The sequence below is a fragment of the Pseudomonas sp. TUM25319 genome, assembly GCF_056388475.1.
In genome coordinates this window covers 3,699,163-3,719,071 of the sequence record NZ_CM150751.1, presented here as the reverse complement: position 1 = coordinate 3,719,071, position 19,909 = coordinate 3,699,163, and the positions used below count along the sequence as shown (strand labels likewise).

14 protein-coding genes are annotated in these 19,909 nt (G+C 65.3%); 3 read left to right on the top strand and 11 right to left on the bottom strand.

Annotated features, from left to right (window positions below; all coding sequences use genetic code 11):
• Positions 1-89 precede the first annotated feature (89 nt).
• From AC05QJ_RS17360 to AC05QJ_RS17320, 9 genes are all read right to left on the bottom strand, one after another.
• Positions 90-3,725 carry a transporter substrate-binding domain-containing protein gene (locus tag AC05QJ_RS17360; RefSeq protein WP_476742525.1) on the bottom strand — a complete coding sequence of 1,212 codons (3,636 nt, stop codon included), beginning with the start codon at positions 3,723-3,725 and terminating at the stop codon, positions 90-92.
• 8 nt (positions 3,726-3,733) lie between these two features.
• Entirely contained in the window at positions 3,734-4,360 is a 627-nt protein-coding gene (locus AC05QJ_RS17355; protein WP_476742524.1) for a response regulator, read from the bottom strand.
• Positions 4,361-4,541: 181 nt separating this feature from the next.
• Positions 4,542-5,270, bottom strand: a complete 729-nt coding sequence (locus tag AC05QJ_RS17350) for a fimbrial biogenesis chaperone (protein ID WP_476742523.1) — start codon at positions 5,268-5,270, stop codon at positions 4,542-4,544.
• A 37-nt stretch (positions 5,271-5,307) separates the two neighbouring features.
• On the bottom strand, positions 5,308-6,456 hold the full coding sequence (locus AC05QJ_RS17345; protein ID WP_476742522.1) for a hypothetical protein: 1,149 nt from the start codon (positions 6,454-6,456) through the stop codon (positions 5,308-5,310).
• The gene (locus AC05QJ_RS17340) at positions 6,453-8,951 is read right to left on the bottom strand and encodes a TcfC E-set like domain-containing protein (RefSeq protein ID WP_476742521.1); all 2,499 of its coding nucleotides are present in this window, start codon (positions 8,949-8,951) and stop codon (positions 6,453-6,455) included. The genes AC05QJ_RS17345 and AC05QJ_RS17340 overlap by 4 nt, the downstream gene beginning before the upstream one ends.
• Before the next feature lie 103 nt (positions 8,952-9,054).
• On the bottom strand, positions 9,055-9,540 hold the full coding sequence (locus AC05QJ_RS17335; RefSeq protein WP_476742520.1) for a CS1 type fimbrial major subunit: 486 nt from the start codon (positions 9,538-9,540) through the stop codon (positions 9,055-9,057).
• Between the two features lie 52 nt (positions 9,541-9,592).
• On the bottom strand, positions 9,593-10,069 hold the full coding sequence (locus tag AC05QJ_RS17330) for an adhesin (RefSeq protein ID WP_476742519.1): 477 nt from the start codon (positions 10,067-10,069) through the stop codon (positions 9,593-9,595).
• Positions 10,070-10,344: 275 nt separating this feature from the next.
• Entirely contained in the window at positions 10,345-11,643 is a 1,299-nt protein-coding gene (locus AC05QJ_RS17325; protein ID WP_476742518.1) for an ATP-binding protein, read from the bottom strand.
• A 9-nt stretch (positions 11,644-11,652) separates the two neighbouring features.
• On the bottom strand, positions 11,653-12,354 hold the full coding sequence (locus AC05QJ_RS17320) for a response regulator (RefSeq protein WP_476742517.1): 702 nt from the start codon (positions 12,352-12,354) through the stop codon (positions 11,653-11,655).
• A 157-nt stretch (positions 12,355-12,511) separates the two neighbouring features.
• On the opposite strand from AC05QJ_RS17320, the gene AC05QJ_RS17315 reads away from it, so the two are divergent.
• The 3 genes from AC05QJ_RS17315 (at position 12,512) to mobA (ending at position 17,488) form a co-directional block, all read left to right on the top strand.
• On the top strand, positions 12,512-13,690 hold the full coding sequence (locus AC05QJ_RS17315; protein WP_476742516.1) for an efflux RND transporter periplasmic adaptor subunit: 1,179 nt from the start codon (positions 12,512-12,514) through the stop codon (positions 13,688-13,690).
• A gap of 11 nt (positions 13,691-13,701) precedes the next feature.
• A complete protein-coding gene (locus tag AC05QJ_RS17310; protein WP_476742515.1) occupies positions 13,702-16,830 on the top strand; it encodes a multidrug efflux RND transporter permease subunit in 3,129 nt (1,042 codons plus the stop codon).
• Positions 16,831-16,891: 61 nt separating this feature from the next.
• Positions 16,892-17,488, top strand: coding sequence for a molybdenum cofactor guanylyltransferase MobA (gene mobA, locus AC05QJ_RS17305; protein ID WP_476742514.1), 597 nt, complete (start codon positions 16,892-16,894; stop codon positions 17,486-17,488).
• On the opposite strand, the gene AC05QJ_RS17300 is transcribed toward mobA, so the two are convergent.
• A complete protein-coding gene (locus AC05QJ_RS17300) occupies positions 17,474-17,902 on the bottom strand; it encodes a MarR family winged helix-turn-helix transcriptional regulator (RefSeq protein WP_476742513.1) in 429 nt (142 codons plus the stop codon). The two genes, mobA and AC05QJ_RS17300, sit on opposite strands and share 15 nt — an antisense overlap.
• A 20-nt stretch (positions 17,903-17,922) precedes the next feature.
• Complete coding sequence (locus AC05QJ_RS17295) at positions 17,923-19,497, bottom strand: class I adenylate-forming enzyme family protein (protein WP_476742512.1); 1,575 nt, start codon at positions 19,495-19,497, stop codon at positions 17,923-17,925.
• Positions 19,498-19,909 lie beyond the last annotated feature (412 nt).

Here is a 19,909-nt window from a genome sequence, read left to right as displayed (position 1 = left end):
AAAGGTCCAACCGCCATATTCCACCGGTTGGCGGGCAGAAGAATCAGGAGGCTTCCTAGCCGAAGGCGGAAATCTCCGAAGGTAGGCAACTAGTGTTCGCAGAAATGCTCGAGACGCTGGGTCAGCGCCACCATCGCCTGCTTGAGCGCCTCCACCAGCGGATCGAGGCGCTGCAGGGGACAGCCATCGCGAAACAGTTGTTCGAGCCGCTCGCAGGCGTGCAGCAAGTGCCGCGCCTTGATGATCCGTGCCCCGCCCTTGACCCGGTGCACGAGGTCGGCGAGGCCGCCGAGATCATTGTCACGGTGCAGACGCTCAAGGCGTGCGAGGTCTTCGCGGTTGCTGGTCAGCAGGTCACTGAGCAGGTGCCTGATCGACTCGCGATCGCCACCGGTCAACTGGCGCAGGCTCGACAGGTCCAGCCCCTCGCCCAGTTCTTCGAGCGCTCCGGCATCGCCGCTCGGGCGCGACATCTCGCACGTCGAGAGCCTGTCGGCCAGCTCGGTCAGGTTCAAGGGTTTGAACAGGCAATCGTCCATGCCCGCCGCCAGGCAGGTGTCCCGTTCCTGCGGCACGGCATTGGCCGTGCAGCCAAGGACCAGCATCGGCGACTTGCCCTTGCGCCGCTCGTCTTCGCGCACCGCGCGCGCCAGGGCGTAGCCATTGATGCCGGGCATGTTGCAGTCAGTGATCAGCACATCGAAGCGTTGGCGCAGCCAGGTGCGCAGGCCCTCGTGGCCGTTCACCGCCGTGGCCACGCGGTGGCCGAGAAAACTCAGTTGCTGTTGCAACAGCAGGCGGTTGGCCGGGTAGTCGTCGACCACCAGGATATCCAGCGGCGTGGCGCTGCCAGCCTGAGGTTGCGCAAGGCTGGCGAGCACTTCCTCCGACGGGTTCGAACGCGGCAGATCGAGGAAGATGCGCGCCCGGGTGCCGACGCCGAGCGTACTGTCCAGTTGCATCTGACCACCCATGAGGTTGCACAGGGTCTGGCTGATGCTCAAGCCCAGGCCAGAACCGCTGCGGGCGCCTTGGCGGTTGTTGCTGGCCTGGCGAAACGGACTGCCCAGCAGCGCCAGGTCGTGATCGGGAATGCCTACCCCGGTGTCTTCGACCGACAACTGCAGGCCGATCCGATCGCGCTCCGCCTCCAGTTCCAGCGTTACGCACACTTCGCCTTCGTGGGTGAACTTGATGGCGTTGCTGATCAGGTTGGACAACACCTGCTTGAAACGCACCGGATCGAGCATTACCTGCACCGATCCGTGATGATCGGTATCCATGTCCAGGGTCAGGCGCAGGTGTTTTTGTCGCGCCTGCGCTTCGAACATGCGTACCGTGGTTTCCACCTCGCGGCACAGGTCGACCTGCTGCGGGCTCAGTTCCAGGTGCCCGGATTCGATGCGGGTGATGTCGAGGATGTCGCCCACCAGTTCCAGCAGGCCACGGGCAGCGCCTGAGGCGACCTCGATGGCCAGGCGGTCGAGCACGCCCGATTCGGCCTTGCGCAAGGCCAGTTCGAGCATGCCCTGCAGCGCGTTCATCGGTGTGCGGATCTCATGGCTCATGGTCGCCAGGTAAGTGGTCTTGGCCCGGTTGGCCGCCTCGGCATCGTCCTTGGCCATCTGCAGGGCATCGTAGAGTTGCTGGCGTTCGGAAATGTCCACCCAGCCACCGATCAGCCCGGCCACCGCGCCGTCGCTGCCGCGGTACGGCAGCATCCAGTGGCAGATGGTCAGGCGCTTGCCGAACAGCACCAGCTCGCGGTCCTGGACCACCGAGTTGCCCTGGGTCATGACCTGCCGATAGGCCTCGCGGCACTGGCGGGCCTGGTCTGCACCGATCAGCCATTCCGGCACCGGCTGATTGATCACCGCGTCGCGCTCGACGTTCAAGGCTTGCAGGTAGCTGGCATTGCAGGTGCGCAGCGCGCCCTTGCGGTCACGAACGTAGATCGGGTTCGGCGTACCGTCGATCATTACCCGCATGAACTCCAGCTGGTCGCTCAGCGCCTGCTCGACGCTGCGGCGCCGCCGCACCTGGCGCCGCAGCCCGCGGATCCAGTACATCGCCAGCAGCAACAGGACCACGGCCATGACAAAGCCCTGGATGATCATGCCGCGGTACTTGCGCCAGTAGCTGTCGGCGACAATCACCTCGCTGCGCCAGCGGTTGGTCAGTTCGTCCATTTCCTGGGGCGCGATGCTCAACAGCGCCTTGTCGAGGATCGACAACAGCTCCGGCGCATCGGCCTGGGTGGCGAAGGCAAAATGCACCGCTGGCACCGGCAAGGCGGCGCGGATGGTCAACTGGTCGCGATGATGACGGGCAATGGTGTAGCGCGCGCCCATCAGGCTGACCACCGCGCCCTGGGCTTCGCCACTGGCCACCCGCTCCAGCGCCTGGTACGGGCCTTCGCTCCACAGCACCTTGATGTCGGGATGGCGTTCGCGGATCCAGTCCTCCAGCACACTGCCCTGCACCATGGCCAGGCGCTTGCCGGCGAGGTTCTCCAGGCTGTCTGGCTGGCTGTCGCCGTCGCGGGTGACCAGGACCAGGCTGTTGCTGAGATAGGCACGGCTGAAGCCGACACGCTCCTCGCGGCGCCGGCTGAACGGTAATGCCGCGACCAGGTCGATGCTGCCGCGTTCCAGGCGATCGACCATCTCGTCCAGGCGTCCACCGTCGACGATGTCGAAGACCAGGCCGGTCCGCTGGCTGATGCGCTCCAGCACGTCGGCGCTGATGCCGCGGAACACCCCCTGCTCGTCGCGGTAGCTGACCGGCAGGAACTGTTCGTCGATGGCCACCCGCAACCGCGGGTGCTGGCGCAGCCATTCCCGTTCGATGTCGCTCAGGTCCAGTTGCCAGCGCCCCGGATAACCGAAGGCCCCACCACTCCAGCGATGCAGGATGGACTGGCGGGTGCGCTCGGGAATCGCCTCCAGCGCCTGGTTGACCAGCCCCCGCAGTTGCAGGTTGTGAAAGGAGACGGCAAAGCCGTAGTGACTTTCCTCGAACAGGTCGGTGACGGTCAGTTGCAGGTGGCTGAGGTAGTTCTTCTGCAACAGGTACTGGGCGCCGAGGGCGTCGCCAAGAAACACGTCGGCCTGGCCGAACGCCACGGCGCCCATGGCATTGAGCAGCGACGGATAGACCTGCAGCCGGCTGCCGGGGAAACGCTGGCGCACGTAATCCCTCGGCAGGTAGCCTTCGCGCATCGCCAGGCGGACACCGGGACGGGCCGTATCAGCCGGACCGTCTTCGATGCGCGTGGCCAGCACCGGCAGGTTTTCTACATAGGGACGCGACAGCAACAGGCCGGCGCGAGCGGCCTCATCGGCGCTGAGCGTACCGAGCAGGTCGATCTGGCCAGCATGCAGCGCCGCGATCGCTTCGCCGCGATCGGCGAAGCATTTCACCCGTATCTCGATGTTCAGCAACTTGCCCAGCAGTCCGGCGTAGTCGGCGGTGAGTCCTTCGTAGTCGCGCCCGGTGGCCGTCATGTCGAACGGCGCCCGGTCGGGTCGCGCGACCCCCAGCCACAGGACTTTTCGCCCCCGCAGCCAGCGGCGATCGGCCTCGCTGAGGTCCAGGCGCAGGTCTTCGACACTGGCACGCGCCAGCAACGTCGGCTCGCCGGCGTCTGCGCCAGGCAGCGCCAGCGCCAGGCAGAAGGCAAGCGCGCACAGCCATGCACGCTGTTTCGGTGTGGTTATCGACACGGGGCAGGTCAGATCAGTGTGTGGCGTCTGGCTAGGTCGGCCAGATCCACCTGTGAAGGCACCCGCAATTTTTCCAGCAGGCGGGTCTTGTAGGTGCTGATGGTCTTGTTGCTGAGCAGCATGGCTTCACCGATCGCCTTGTTGCTCAGCCCGCGGGCCAGGTGCTGCAGGATCAGCAGTTCGCGATCGGTCAGGCGCTCCAGGCGCTGCGCTTCGCTGGTGGTGCAGTCGAAGCGGTTGACCGAACTCAGGGACACCTCCGGGAAATAGGTGTAGCCGGACATGATCGCCATCACGGCCTTGCGCAACTCGGTCAGGTCGTCATGCTTGGACACGAACCCGGAGGCCCCCAGGCGCATGCAGCGCAGCGAGAAATACGCGGCGATCTGCGAGGTCAGCACCAGCATTTTCATGCTCAGGTTGGCCGCCTTGACCCGGGCGATGATTTCCAGCCCGTCCATGCGCGGGATGGAAATGTCGAGGATGGCGATATCCGGTTCGTGCTCGCGGATCAGACGCATGGCGTCCACGCCGTTGTCAGCCTCGGCGACCACTTCGATCTGCTCCTGGCGAAGCAGCATCCTGACGCTGGCGCGAATGAACGGATGGTCGTCCACGATCATGGCTCTGTACATGAAACACTCCCTGTTCTGGGTGACGCGTGCGGCAGGGAGGGGGTCGCTGCCGCGCGGGGGGAAGCAGTGACCACCTAACATCAAAAAGCCACTACCCGTGAGGAGGAGTATCGGTCCCCGGCCAGGGGAAAAGGCACCAGACAATTCCCTAAGAAGGGAGGGAAATTTCCCAAGACTATCTTCAACCCTTGATCTCGATGCGCCTGCGCTCGTCACCCTCGATCAATTCGAAGCGGTAAACCCGCCCTGGAGCCTGGGTAAACGGCAGCCCGACGCCCGGCCGCACATGGTGCTTGGTGGGCGTCGCGCACTGCTTGCCAGCGCTGTCACAGTCGTTGAAATGGTCCAGCACCACCGTGCCGCTGCCGTGGTTGTGCACGGTGAATCCGCTCGCATCGCGGGCCACCTCGGTGCGGTACTGCACACCTTCGGGGTGAACGAACAGCAACGAGCCAAAGCCGGTGAGGATTTCGACGCGCCCCTTGAGGGCTTCATAGTCCCTGGCGTCTTCCTCGCTGAGGGCGAAACCATCGCCGCGCTCGGGCACCACCGGGATGAAGCGCACGCGGAAATAGCGCTCCTGCGCACGCTCGCCACGGTACAGCAGACGCAAGGTCTGCATGCCGGACGCTGGCACGATCAGCCGCGCCGGGCTGGCGATCACCGGCCGCTGCTCCAGCGGCAGGTCATCCAGGGCCACTTCGCTGATACCGCCCTGGCGGTCGTACACCAGTTCGAACACGCTGACCTTGACGAAGGCGGTGGTGTCTCCGCCATTGCGCACCCGCTTGAGCAGCGTGCTGCGATCGCCGTTCAGGTAGTCGTACAAATTGCCCACGTTGATCTGCGGCGCGGCCTGCACCGTCGCGGCGCTCAACAGCATCAGTACACTGCAGAGAAGTCTGTTCATCATCACTCACCTCACACTATTGCCTTGGTTCGGCGGGCTACATGCCCGCATCGAAAATCACCGTTACATCACCCGCGTATTCCATACCCGGGTACCGCGCCATCTCGTCGACCTGCGCCTTGTCCACTTCGAAATGCAGCACTCCGCCCTGGTTGAGCATCGGCTGCGTGCTTTCCAGTTCCAGCGCTTGCCCCTGGTCCACCGGCAAGAGCACGCGATTGACGCTCTGGCCGGAATGCAGGAATCCGCTGGGCAGGGTCAGCTTCACCGCCAGGGGCACCTGGTGCGCATTGCCCTGGTTACGCAAGCCGCACCGCCCGTCCTGCGGATACTGGCAACGCAGGTGGACGCTGAACGGACCGGACGACCAGATGCGCAAGGCGACATCGCGGTACAGCCGCTGCGGCAAGCGCTGACTCCATTGCTCCCAGCCGCCGGGCGGCTCCAGCACCACCTGGTCGCTGCCCTGGGCGAATTCGATGCGAAAATCGTGCTCCACCCGTAGCTCGAAGCGCAGCGTGAGGCTGTCGGCGGCGAGCCCGCCCACATCGCTGCCCAGGTCAAGATCGGCACCGGCACCGACACTCAGGGTCAGTTGCCCGTGGTAGCTACCGGTGCTCATTTTCAACGGCGACGGCGTGAGCAACCGGTAGGCCAGCCCCACCTCACTGATCGTCACGCCGCCCGCCTCGCTCGTTTGCGCCACGTTCGACACGCAGGGCACGGGTTGCGCCGGCTGGTTGATGCGCCACAGGTTATGCAGACGCGCCCCGCTGCGCTGCATCCCCGCGACCGCGCAGCCGCCCTGCACGGCCTCCAGCGCGGGCGACGCACCTTGCGCCTCGAGGCCAAGCCCCACGGCGAGCACCTCGAATGACAGGGTATGGGCCTCACCGCTGCGTTCGTGGACCACGGTCACCTGCCGCCGCGAAGGCGCTTTCACCGACAGTGCCGAGCCCGGCTGCAGTTCGTAGCGGATGGGCAGATCCAGCGCCGGGCCGGCACTGCACTGTCCAGGCCAGCGCGCACAGAACGTCGGCGCCGTACTGACCGGCCGGAATTCCATGCCACCGCGTGACTCGGCGCTGACTGTCAGCGACGCCGACTGCGCGGTCGTGGCGCCCAGGATCGACAGTGCCACCAGGCACAGGCCGAGCAGCGGGCGGCGAACATTCAAGGTTCTCATGCGCCACCTCCCGACGGCTCGTTGTCGCTACGGGCCAGGCTGCGGGCTTCGCAGCGCTGTTCACCCGCCATCAGAATGCCGTCTTCCCGCGGTCCGTCCGGACGCATGCGCAGCAGGCACATGGGCCGGCCCTGGTGCGACACTTCCAGCGTGGGTACTGCTTCGCTGATCTCGACGATGAAGAAGCCATCGGCTTCACTGACGCCGCGGCTGGCGTGGTTGACCAGCATGGCGCCGCGCAACGGCTGCCCGCGTTCGTCCAGCAGCCGTCCCATGACCGTGACCGTGCGCATCACCCGCAACGTACGGTGCTCGACACCGCCGCGGTTGAGGTGATAGCCAAGGGTCGGCGGCTGGATCACGGCGCCAGACTCCTCGCCGGAGAGGAAGTCCAGCTGCACATGACCGGACTTGTAGGCCGACACCGGCACCACATTGCGTCCTGGCCGCAGCAGGCTGCTGCCGCCGGCCGAGTCGTGGGCACGCAACTGCAGGTCGGGCACATCCGTTTCCACATCGACGATCAGCCCGGCTTCGTACGGCAGGTACTGGCCGCTGAAGCCCAGGCGGTCGCCGCCCACAGCGAGGGTGCTGTCGAGGTTCAGGCCGGCGCTCACCTGCTGGTTGAACGACGAGCGCTGGACGAAGGCATCGCCATGCATCACCCGGTTCTCGAACTGGGTATCGGCGGCAAGGCCGCTGCCGTAGCGGTCGAAACTGACGGTACCGGCAAGGCTGCGCAGGCTGCCCTGCTCCGGCAGGTACTGATAGGTCAGCGCCGCGTTACGGTCCTGGCCACCGTCGCGGGACGTACGCGTACCGAGGCTGGCGGACAGGCGCCGGCCAGGTCCGCCCAGGCTGGTGCTGAGGGTGAAGTTGATGCCGCGGCTGCGACGATCGCCACTGCTGTCGGTACCGGGCCGGTCGAACAGCGACACCCGCCAGTTGGCGCTGCTGCCCCAGAGCTTGCCGAAGTACGACAGGCCCAGGTCCATCGCCGTGCCGCCGTTGCGCCCTTCGTCATGGCTGACACGCAGGCTGGCGGTGTACTCGCGGTCGAGCCGGTGATTGACCGACAGCGACGTCTGTCCGCTCTGCTGCGGGCCTGTGGCGCCGGTGCGATAACGACGGGTGTCGTACGTGGTGCTGCTGCGGCTGAAGATCAGGCTGCCGTTGTCGTACTGGAAGATGCCTCGCAGGTCGTAGCCGGTGCCCAGGCCATCGGTCCTGAACAGGTTGCCCAGCAGTTGCAGGCGGTCCAGGGCATGCCAGTCCAGCGAGCTGCCGTACTGCTGGTAATCGTCCACCCGTTGCGCCGACAGCCCCACCACCACCCGTGGGTGGAGCAGATAGTTGGTCAGGATGCCCGCACTCAGGCCCTTGTCGTCGGGCTCGTCCGGGTTGCTCAGCAGCGTCTGGCGCTGGCCTGCATAGAGGTTGTAGCGCCAGGGCGACTCGACGTTGCTCCAGTTGTTGGGCTTGTAGACGAATTCATTGCTGGTCGAGCTGACCTGGCCATCCTCGATCAGGCGCACCTCCACCTCGTAGATGCCGCCTGGCAGGTTGCGGGTGTCGAGCACCTGCAACCCGGGCGCCACCGCCTGGGTGCTGAGCAACTGGCCGTTGCGGTAGATCTCCACCAGGCCCTGGCGATTGGGCGTGACATAAATGGGCGTGACACTGGCACTGCCATCGTTCAGCGCCAGGCTGTCGCTGCTGCCGAACATCACCCCCAGCGTGGTTTGCGGGGTGTTGCCGAGCATGTGGGGCTGACGGCTCAGCCCCTGGGCATCGGGCGTGAACCAGCCAAGGCGGAAGAAGCGGTCATCCTCCAGGCGCTCGGCGAAGAGCTGGTCGATGTTCTGGCGTGTCTGTACGTAGCGCCCGCCGCTGCGATCGAAACGCGCCTCGGCCAGGGTCGTCCAGTGGCCGACGCTGCCCTGCCCCTGCACCGCGTAACGGCCAGCGGTTTGTTCGCCGTCGCGGCTGAGGTTGAGCTGGTTGCGCAGGATCAGCCCGTGGCTGCCCTGTTCCGGCAAGCGGTGGTAAGCCTGCTGGCCGGTGCTTTCGGCGCCCTGGGTGAGAATCGACAGGCGCGATTCGAGCAGGTCGTAGTGCAGGGCCAGCAAGCCACGCGGGCAGCCGCTGCGACAGCTGCCCAGGGCCTGGCCGCTGCCCAGTGCATCGGCCCAGGCCTGACGGGAAACCTCGGACTCCAGGCTATCGCGGCTGTCGGTGAAGTTCAGCAGTTGCACGCGCTCGTCACGGCTGAGCACGATCAACGCCTCGCCCAGCAGGCGGCCGTCCAGATCGACCCGCACCGCCAGCGGCACGTCGAAAAAGTGTTCATCGAAACCGGCGGGCAGACCTTCGGCCTGCCGGAGTATTCCTGATCGACCGCCTTGCTCCGTCGACCCGTATGCGCTGGCAGCCGCCAGCCAGACCGTGGCCACGCAGCAGCCCACGGCCAGTCGAATGGATATTGCCAAAGACATGTCACTGCTCGTCAGTGAAGAGGAAGAAACAGCGGTCGCCGCGATCCTGCGCGCACGCAGGACCGGAGCGATCCGGAATGGACATTGGGTGTCTGATGGGTGATCAGAGCGGCGGAGCGGTCTCGAACATCATGTTGTAGGTGCCGCTGTAGTCACCCGGCGGATAGGGGCCTTGCAGCACTTCGTAGTCGATATAGGTTTCGAAGTTCACCAGTTTGCCGGGAGCGGCCTGGGAGGCGATGAGAACGTTCTGCGGGAAGTCCTTCAGGTGCCGGCCATTCACCGATACCACCATGGGCAGCTCGTTGTCACCGCTGCGCAGGCGCGCCGGCTCGACCAGATACCCGGTGATGGTGCCCACGGTGCTTTTCAGCATCATGGTCTCGTTGAAGCGGGTGAACCCTGTGCCGACCTGATTCATATAGAGGGTCTGGGTCCGGCTCATCCAGTTGCCGGTATCGATGATACTGAAGCTCTCGGTGGGGACCGTGCCCGTGACCGAGAATTGCCCTTCGATCGGCTCGACGGCGGTGGCAAGCCCCGAGACCACCAGCAGAGCCAGCGGAAGCGAGCGAACGCTGTATTTCATGTTCCAGTTCCTTGTGCGAATACGAATGGGAAACGTCTGAACGGACGGTCCGTTACAGCGGCGCGCTGGTTTCGAACATCAGGCCGAAAGTGCCCGAATAGTTGCCCGGCTTGGGATAGGCGGACGGTATTGCAGACAGCTCGAAATCGATCGGGAACAGCTTGAGCGCTTCCTCGGCATTGACGATTTCCTGCGGCAGTTCGGTGAGGGTCTTGCCGCGCACCTTCAACTGCATTTCGATCACGTCGTTGTCCGCGTTGGTGATCTGCGCGGGCAAGCTCAGGTGTGCGGTCACCGCGCCCACCGTGCTCTTCATCGACAGGCGCTGCTTGAAGGTCTGGAAGCCTTGGCCGTCCACCCAGTTCAGCTCGTGGTTCTTGCCCCACCATGCGCCCATATCGATCACCGAAAAGAATTCGGCCGGGATGGTCCCGACGAAAGTCGCTTGTTTGTTGATCGGCTCCGCCGCCGAAACCGCACCCGCCGTGAGCATCAAGGCCAGGGGCAGCGCAAGTACGCCGTATTTCATGGTTATTTCCCTTGTTGAGTAACGAAAATTCCGAAGCCCACCAAAGACGCCGCCGAGGATGGGGTAGCTGGCGTCGGTAGGTGAGGTGGATTATTCGCGAGCGGGAAAAGGGCTTACATCAGACGTATCCCAGCGAGACTGGGAAATTTCCTAGAGAGAGGATTGACAGCTGCGGGCCGGCTTTCGGGAAAAAGGCGCCCGCCCCTCGCTTTCAAGGTGACGGGCGGGACAGAAAGGTGGCGCGCTCGTTACCGGCGCCCGTGGGAAAAGCCGGCTCAGCGCCGTGGAAGGCTGATCCGGAAGCACGCCCCGCCGAGGGCCGAAGGCTGCACGGTAAGCCGTCCGCCCTGGCCTTCGATCACCCGGCGACTGATCGCCAGCCCCAGGCCGAACCCGCCGGTGGCGCGGTCGCGGCTGCGGTCGAGACGATAGAACGGCTGGAAGATCTGCTCGCGCTCATGCTCGGGAATGCCGATGCCGTCGTCCTCGACACTGAGCAGGCAGTTGCCTTCGGCATCGTGGCGCAGGTCAAGCAGCAGGCGCTTGTCGCAGTAGCGCATGGCATTGCGGATCAGGTTCTGCACCGCCCGGGCGGTGAGCCTGGGGTCGAGCACGAAGCGTTGCAGGTCGCCGGCCGCGTGCACTTCGAGGTTGATCGCGCGACTGTCCAGCTCATCGGCGAAGCTGCCGAGGATACTGTCGACGAACTCCAGCAACGACACCTCGACCCGCTCCACCACCTGCCCTGGTGTCTGCAACCGGCTGTAGGACAGCAGTTCCAGGACCAGCTCGTCCAACTCGCGCACGTGGCCCACCAGTTGCATGAGGCGCTTGCGGCTGCTGGCCGGGAGTTCGTCGTAGAGCAGCACCAGGCCGAAGTCCAGGCGGGTCAGGGGCGTGCGCAATTCATGGGAGACGGCGTTGAGCAGTTCCCGCTGCTGGGTCAGCAACTGCTCCAGGTCGTGGGCCATGGTGTCGAACACCTGGGCCAGTTCACCGATGTTGGAGCGCGAGGAAATCAGCGTGCGTTCCGACAACTGGCCCTGCCCCAGCAACTGCGCGGTGGCCTTGAGCCGTTGCAGGTCGCGCCAGTGCGGCCACAGCCAGAGCAGCAGGCAGCCCAGCAGTGCGGCGCCGATCAGTACGGTGATGCCCCAGGACAGCAGGTTGATGTCGAACGGGTCCGGCGGGTTGCGCAGGGCCACCAGCCAGTGCTCGCCCAACGGCGCGAAGGCCGTTTCGTAGTAGCCCCAGTCGCCCAGGCGGACCACGTTCTGCCCGGCGTCCAGGCGCGCCCGTTCGGCTTCGCTGAGGTCAGGGTCGGTACGCGGCAGCAGCTCGATGGCCAGCGGCGCGAAATCCGTCGCCAGTGCCTGCGCCACCTGTGGCCACTGGCTTTCCGGCGCCTGCTGGAACTGGCGCACGATCAGCGCTTGCACGCCTCTGGCCTGCTCCAGGTTATAGGCCACATAACGCTCGTTGAACGCCTTGAGGATGAACTCGGGGACCAGGAAGATCGCCCCGGCGTAGGTAATGATGGTCAGCAGGTACAGGCGAACGAGGATCTTCAGCATGGCCCGGCCTCAGACCTCCCATTCCACGCGGCTGAACAGATAGCCCTTGCCCCACACGGTCTTGATCTTGCGCGCCTCGCCGGCGTTGTCGTCGAACTTGCGCCGCAGCTTGGAGATGGCCACGTCCACCGAGCGGTCAGTGCCATTGAACTCGATACCGCGCAGGTGCTGGAGGATATGGTCGCGGCTCAGTACGGTGCAAGCGTTGCGCGCCAGCACCACCAGCAGGTTGAACTCGCCACTGGACAGCTCCACCGGCAGCCCGCGCCAACTGGCAGTGCGCTCGGCGAGGTCGATACGCAAGGCGCCGATGACGATGCGGTCACTTTCCAGATGGGGCTCGGCGATGCTGCTGCGGCGCAGCAAGGTGCGCACCCGTGCCAGCAATACCCGCGGCTCGCAGGGCTTGGCGACATAATCGTCGGCGCCCATCTCCAGGCCGAGCACCTGGTCATGGCTGTCATCGCGGGCGGTGAGCATGAGGATCGGCAGGCTCTGCGACTCGGCGCGCAGCAACTGGCAGACCTGCAGGCCATCGAGGCCGGGGAGCATCAGGTCGAGGATCACCAGGTCCGGTTTGTCCCGCCTCACCTGCTCCAGTACCCGGTCGCCACGGGCGATCACACTCACGGTGAACCCGTTGCGTTGCAGGTAGCTGCCGATCAGCTCGGACAGGGCGCAGTCGTCTTCGACCAGGAGGATATTGGGCATGGCTTGACTTGCAGGACAGGGAAAGGAACGGAGGATATAGAACCGGAAAAGGTAAGGAGTTATTTCTTCACACTTTTTCACAGACGCTCTACAGAGCTTCACAGCCCTGCCCGACGCGGGTGCCTTACCATTCGGCGGTCATTTATGGAAGATCCGTATGTTTCCTTCAAGCCCCGCCCGTCTGCGCCTTCTGTTTCCTCTCACTGCCCTTACCGTGCTGCTGAGCGCCTGCGACAGCAAGGCCCCGGAAGAACAACCGCCGCCCGCGCCCAACGTGTCGGTGGAAACCGTGCGCGTGCAGCCGCTGGCCATCAGCACCGAACTGTCCGGCCGTGTCCAGGCGCCGCGGGTTGCCGAAGTGCGTGCGCGGGTGGCCGGCGTGGTGCTCAAGCGCGAGTACCGCGAAGGCAGCGATGTGAAACAGGGCGACGTGCTGTTCCGCATCGACCCGGCACCGTTCAAGGCCGACTACGACAGCGCCCGCGCCACCCTGGCCAAGGCCGAGGCCACGCTGTACCAGGCCCGCCTGCAGGACAAGCGCTACGCCGAGCTGATCGAGATCGACGCCATCAGCCGCCAGGACCGCGACAATGCCCGGGCCGCGGCCATGCAAGGCGAAGCCGACGTGGCCGCGGCCAAGGCCGCCGTCGAGCGGGCGCGGCTGAACCTGGGCTACGCCACGGTGACCGCGCCGATTTCCGGGCGGGTCGGCCGCGCCCTGGTCACCGAAGGCGCTCTGGTGGGTCAGAACGAAAGCACGCCGCTGGCGATCATCCAGCAACTGGACCCGATCCACGCCGACCTCACCCAGTCCACCCGCGAGATCAATGCACTGCGCCGCGCCTTGCGCGCTGGCGAGTTGCAGCAGGTCGGCCAGGACCAGGCCAGAGTCACCCTGATCCAGGACGACGGCACGCCCTACCCGCTGCCCGGCAAGCTGCTGTTCTCCGACATCAGCGTCGACCAGAGTACCGGCCAGATCACCTTGCGCAGCGAATTCCCCAACCCCGACCTCGACCTGCTGCCGGGCAGTTTCATCCGCGTGCGTCTGGAACAGGCGGTGCAACCCCAGGGCATCAGCATCCCGCAGCAGGCGGTGCTGCGTGACAGTGCCGGCCAGCCGCGAGTGCTGCTGGTGGACGGCGAACAACGCATCGCCGAGCGTCCGGTGGTGCTGGGCAATGCCCAGGACAATCGCTGGATCGTCAGCGAAGGCCTGGCACCGGGCGACCGGGTCGTGACCGAGGGCCTGCAACACGTCAAGGCCGGCGACCCGGTGCAGATCACGCCGAGCGCCACGGGCAACCAGCCCATCGTCCAGACCACCGGCCAGTGAGGGCCTGATTCATGCCGCAGTTTTTCATTGACCGCCCGATCTTTGCCTGGGTGGTCGCGCTGTTCATCCTGCTGGCCGGCGCCCTGGCCCTGCCCAAACTGCCGGTGGCCCAGTACCCCAACGTGGCGCCGCCGCAGGTGGAGATCTACGCCGTCTACCCCGGCGCCTCGGCGCAGACCATGGACGAAAGCGTGGTCAGCCTGATCGAGCAGGAGCTCAACGGTGCCGACCACCTGCTGTATTTCCAGTCCCAGAGCAGCCTGGGCAGCGCCACCATCACCGCCACCTTCGAGCCGGGCACCAACCCGGAACTGGCCCAGGTGGATGTGCAGAACCGCCTGAAGATCGTCGAGTCGCGCCTGCCGCGGGCGGTGACCCAGCAGGGTCTGCAGGTAGAGAAAGTCTCTACCGGTTTCCTGCTGCTGGTGACCCTGACCGCCGAGGACGACACCCTCGACGAAGTGGCCCTGAGCGACTTCCTCGCGCGCAACGTGATGAACGAGATCCGCCGCCTCGAAGGCGTCGGCAAAGCGCAGTTGTACGGTTCCGAGCGGGCCATGCGGATCTGGATCGACCCGCAGAAGCTGATCGGCTTCAACCTCACTCCTGAGGACGTCAACAGCGCCATCGCTGCGCAGAACGCCCAGGTAGCGCCGGGCAGCATCGGCGACCTGCCGGGACGTTCCGGTCAGCAAATTACCGCCAACGTGCTGGTCAAGGGCCAACTGTCGAGCCCCGAGGAATTCGCCGCCATCGTCCTGCGCGCCAACGCCGACGGTTCGACGGTGACCATCGGCGATGTCGCCCGGGTCGAGATCGGCAGCCAGGAATACCAGTTCGGCACCCGCCTCAACGGCAAGCCGGCCACCGCCTTCAGCGTGCAGCTGTCGCCGGGGGCCAATGCCATGCAGACCGCAGATCTGGTGCGGGCGAAGATGGACGAGTTGTCGCGCTACTTCCCGCCGGGGGCGAAGTACGACATCCCCTACGACACCTCACCCTTCGTCAAGGTCTCCATCACCCAGGTGATCAATACCCTGGGCGAGGCCATGGTGCTGGTGTTCCTGGTGATGCTGCTGTTCCTGCAGAACATCCGCTACACCCTGATCCCCACGCTGGTGGTGCCGGTGGCCTTGATGGGCACCTTCGCCGCCATGCTGGCGCTGGGCTTCTCGATCAACGTGCTGACGCTGTTCGGCATGGTGCTGGCCATCGGTATCCTGGTGGACGACGCCATCGTCGTTGTGGAGAACGTCGAGCGGATCATGATGGAAGAAGGCCTGCCGCCCCGCGAGGCGACGCGCAAGGCCATGGGCCAGATCAGCGGCGCGATCGTCGGCATCACCGTGGTGCTGGTGGCGGTGTTCCTGCCGATGGCCTTCATGAACGGCTCGGTGGGGGTGATCTACCAGCAGTTCTCCATGTCCATGGCGGTGTCGATCCTGTTCTCGGCCTTCCTGGCCCTGAGCCTGACCCCGGCCCTGTGCGCCACCCTGCTCAAGCCGGTGGCCAAGGGCGAGCATCATGAGCGGCGCGGGCTGTACGGCTGGTTCAACCGCCGCTTCGAGGCGATGAGCAACGGCTATCAGCGCTGGGTGGTTCACGCCATTGCCCGCAGCGGCCGCTACCTGCTGATCTACGCGGTGTTGCTGGGGGCGCTGGTGATGAGCTTCAGCCAGTTGCCGTCGTCGTTCCTGCCCACCGAGGACCAGGGCTACACCATCACCGACGTGCAGTTGCCGCCCGGAGCCAGCCGCCAGCGCACCGAGCAGGTGGCGGCGCAGATCGAGGCGCACAACGCCGGCGAACCCGGCGTGGGCAATACCACGGTGATCCTCGGTTTCAGTTTCTCGGGCAACGGCCAGAACGCGGCACTGGTGTTCACCACCCTCAAGGACTGGTCCGAGCGCGCCGCCGAGGACGCCGCAGCCGCCATCGCCGAACGCGCCACACTTGCCTTCAGCCAGTTCAAGAACGCCATTGCCTACTCGGTGCTGCCACCACCGGTGGATGGCCTGGGGACGTCCACCGGCTTCGAGTTCCGCCTGCAGGATCGCGGCGGCCTGGGGTATGCCCGGCTCATGGCTGCCCGCGACCAATTGCTGGCGGCGGCGGAAAAGAGCCCGGTGCTGGTCAACGTCCGCGAAAGCGCCCTGGCGGAAAGCCCGCAGGTGCAACTGGAGATCGACCGCAAGCAGGCCAACGCCCTGGGCGTGTCCTTCGCCGATATCGGCACGGTGCTCAACACGGCGGTGGGCTCCAGCTACGTCAACGACTTCCCCAACCAGGGCCGCATGCAGCGGGTGGTGGTGCAGGCCGAGGGCGACCGCCGCAGCCAGGTGGAAGACCTGCTGAAGATCCATGTGCGCAACAGCAGCGGCAAGATGGTCCCGCTGGCGGCCTTCGCCCGCGCCCAGTGGGTTTCCGGGCCGGTACAACTGACCCGCTACAACGGCTACCCGGCCATTTCGGTGAGCGGCGAGCCCGCTCCCGGCCACAGCTCCGGCGAAGCCATGGCCGAGGTGGAGCGACTGGTGGCGGAACTGCCGCTGGGCTTCGGCCTGGAATGGACCGGGCTGTCGCTGCAGGAGCGCCTGTCCGGCAGCCAGGCACCTCTGTTGATGGCCTTGTCGCTGCTGGTGGTGTTCCTGTGCCTGGCGGCGCTGTACGAAAGCTGGTCGATCCCCACCTCGGTGCTGCTGGTGGTGCCGCTGGGGATTCTCGGCGCGGTGCTCGCCGTCACCCTGCGTGGCTTGCCCAACGACGTGTTCTTCAAGGTCGGCCTGATCACCCTGATCGGTCTGTCGGCGAAGAATGCCATTCTCATCATCGAGTTCGCCAAGAGCCTGGTGGACCAGGGCCATGACCTGGTAGACGCCACGGTGCAGGCCGCGCGCCTGCGCCTGCGGCCGATCGTCATGACCTCGCTGGCGTTCATCCTCGGCGTGGTGCCGCTGGCCATCGCCACCGGTGCCAGCTCCGCCAGCCAGCAGGCAATCGGCACCGGCGTGGTCGGCGGCATGCTCAGCGCCACCCTGGCGGTGGTGTTCGTGCCGGTGTTCTTCGTGGTGGTGATGCGCCTGACCGGCTACCGCCGCAAGCAGGCGGTAACGGCGACAGGCGTGGCAGGTGAAAGCTGATGGACAGCCCGGCGGCGCTCGTGGGAAGGTGGCAATCCCTGTCTTGTGGAAACACCGTGCAATGAGAGCCGCCTCTCTTCCACCCTGCTCCGTCCTCATCCTGGCCGGCGGTCGCGGCCAGCGCATGGGCGGTCAGGACAAGGGCCTGCTGCCCTGGCGCACGAAGCCGCTGATCGCTCACCTGCATGAGGTAGTGCGCCCCCTCAGTGACGACCTGATCATCTCCTGCAACCGCAACAGCGACCGCTATCGGGAGTGGGCCGACACCCTGGTGCACGATCATCAGCCCGACTTTCCCGGACCGCTGGCCGGCGTGCTGGCGGGCCTGGCGGTAGCGCAGCATGACTGGGTGCTGGTGCTGGCCTGTGACGCGCCGCGAGTGGATCGGCGATTACTGGAGTCGTTGCTGGCCTTGGCCGACCCGGCCGGAACACCAGTTATGGTGCGCCAGGGTGGTCATTGGCAACCAATGTTCAGCCTGATACCGCGCTCCCTGCGCAGTACACTGGCCGATGCCTGGGAGGCTGGCGAACGCAGCCTGTTGCGGGTTTTGCGCAGCGGGCCGCTGGTGGCCCTGGACTGTGCCGAGGACGATCCACGGCTGGCTAATTTCAATACGCCGGGGTACCTCGACGACGAGGACTCAGCGCAAGCGTGAACGGATGTGCCGGCAGTGCTCGAGCATCTGCCCGACGCTGGTGGCTTCGAGACCGATCTTGTCTTCCATCGCCGCGAACAATTGTGCCGCGTCGCCCTTGAGGGCGCGGCCCTTGTCGGTCAGCAGTACCTTGCGCCGACGGCGGTCGCCGGGGTCCAGGTACACGGTGATGAAACCCGCATCGCTGAGCCGGCGAATGATCGGCGTCAGGGTACCGAGGTCGAACAGTGTCACCGCGCTGAGGGCGCTGATGGACATATCGTCCTCGCCCCACAGCCCGATCAGTACCAGCAATTGCGGGTAGGTCACGCCATGCCGCCGCAGCGGCTCGCCATAGTCGCGGACCATGGCATTGGCGGTTGAATACAGGGCGAAGCACAGCATCCTGTCGAAATCGAATACAGGCTCTTCCATTGTTTTTTCCGCGGCTATCATTATCCGGTTTCCCGTGTCTGCTCGTTATGCGCCCATTGCTGCAGCCAGGCGAAATCCACCCGGCCGCTGCCGGTACTGGGCAGCAACGTCATGAAGGCGACCCTCACGGGCACCTGCCAGGACGCCAGCCCTTTCCGGCATTGTTCCACTACCTGTTCGGCGCTCAGGTCCGAACCACTGTCCGGCACCACGAACGCCCACAAACGTTCCACCCTGCGGGAATCGCAGATCCCCATCACGGCAGCGTCCCGCACGCCCTCCAGCGCGTGCAGGAAGTTCTCGACTTCCAACGGATTGACCCTGACACCGTCACAGGTCACCAGGCGCGCGATGGCGCCGTGAAAATACAGATAGCCATCCTCGTCGCGACTGCACAGCTCGCCGGTGTGCAGGACGCTCTCGCCGGGTTCTATCCCCGGTTTGAGTTTCTGCGCCGTGGCGACCGGGTCGCGCCAGTAACCGGGCATCACCGTGGCGCTGCGAATCACCAGTTGGCCCATGCGCAGCGGCTGGGCAACGTCCTGCCCGTCCTCGTCGATCAGCCACACCTCGGTGTCAGGCACCGGAATGCCGATGCTGCCCGGTTTGCTGTGCAGATCTTCCGGCGGCAGGTACGCGCAACACTTGCACTCCGCCAGCCCGTAGAGGGTGCAGACCTGCGCCCGGGGAAACAGCGCGGCGATCCGCTCGCTCTGGCGTCGGCGCAGGCCCACGCCACCATTGGTCACCATGCGTACCGCCGGGAAGCACAGGCCGCGCCGCGCCGCATGCTCGTGCAACAGCATCAGGGCGTTGGAGACGAAGGGCACCACACTGACCTGGTGACGCAGGATGCTCTCGGCCAGTTGTCCGGGCGAGCCTGAGGACTTTTCCAGAATCAGCGTGGCGCCGGCATCCAGCGCCATGAGCATCTGGTACAGGCCGTAGTCGGTAGACAATGGCAGCGCACCCAGTACGTTGTCACTGGCTTGATAGGCCAGGTTGCTGCGTAACGAAGCCAGCGCTGCCAGCATGTTGCGGTGAGTGACCATGATGCCCGTGGGCAATTCCGGCCCTTCGCAGGGATAGAAAATGGTCGCCAGGTCGTCGTCCAGCGGTGGCATTGCCGAGGCGAACCAGGCTTCCTGGCTCAGCAGGCTTTCGAAGGTACGGGTGGCACGGGCATCCGGATCACCATCGAGCAGCACGGTGCCGCGCAGATGCGGCAGCCCGGCAATGCTCGACGGCAGGCCAGCCAGCACGGCACTGGTGGTAATCAGCACCGTGGCCTCGCAGTCGCGCAGGATGTGGTCGAGGTGCGCGGCGCTTATCCGGGGGTCGACATTGACCACCACGCCGCCGGCCTTGAGCGCGCCCCAGAACCCGCAGACCGTCTCGATGCGATTGCCCAGGCACAGCAGCACCCGGTCCTGCAGCCGCAGCCCCAGTGCCAGCAGACCACCGGCCAGGCGACAGCTCGCCTCTTCAAGCTGGCCGTAGGTGTAGGGCTCGCCTGAGTAGATGATCGCCGTCTTGCCCGGATACAACCCATTGCTGTCGTCCAGGACCTGCTGCAACCCGCCGGGGCGGGTCATACCCTGACTCCTGCCAAGATGCCGTCCATGAGAATCCCTTCAACGATGCGTGGAAAATGAGCACCTCGCAGGGACTGGAAACAGCGCCAGCGAGGCTCGATTTCGCCAAGAGTGCCGCATCCGAAACAATATAGCCAGTTGCCATTGGCGGCGATTTAATGGCGCCAAGAAACGGCTGCAGCCCGCGTGTTACGGGCTATGCGGGAAAATGTTGCCAGCGGGGTCAGGCATCCGTTTGGATGGGATTTGAGGGGGCCTGCCTGTGGATCTTCAGCGCTCTTGAGATCGAGCGCGGCGGTCCGGCGTCCCGGTGAATCCACTCCTATGTTGCAACGTACCTATGTCTGTCAGGCCATGGTTGACCGCTCTGTATGCCGCGATACATCGCCAAGCACCAAAGGCTGACAACTCA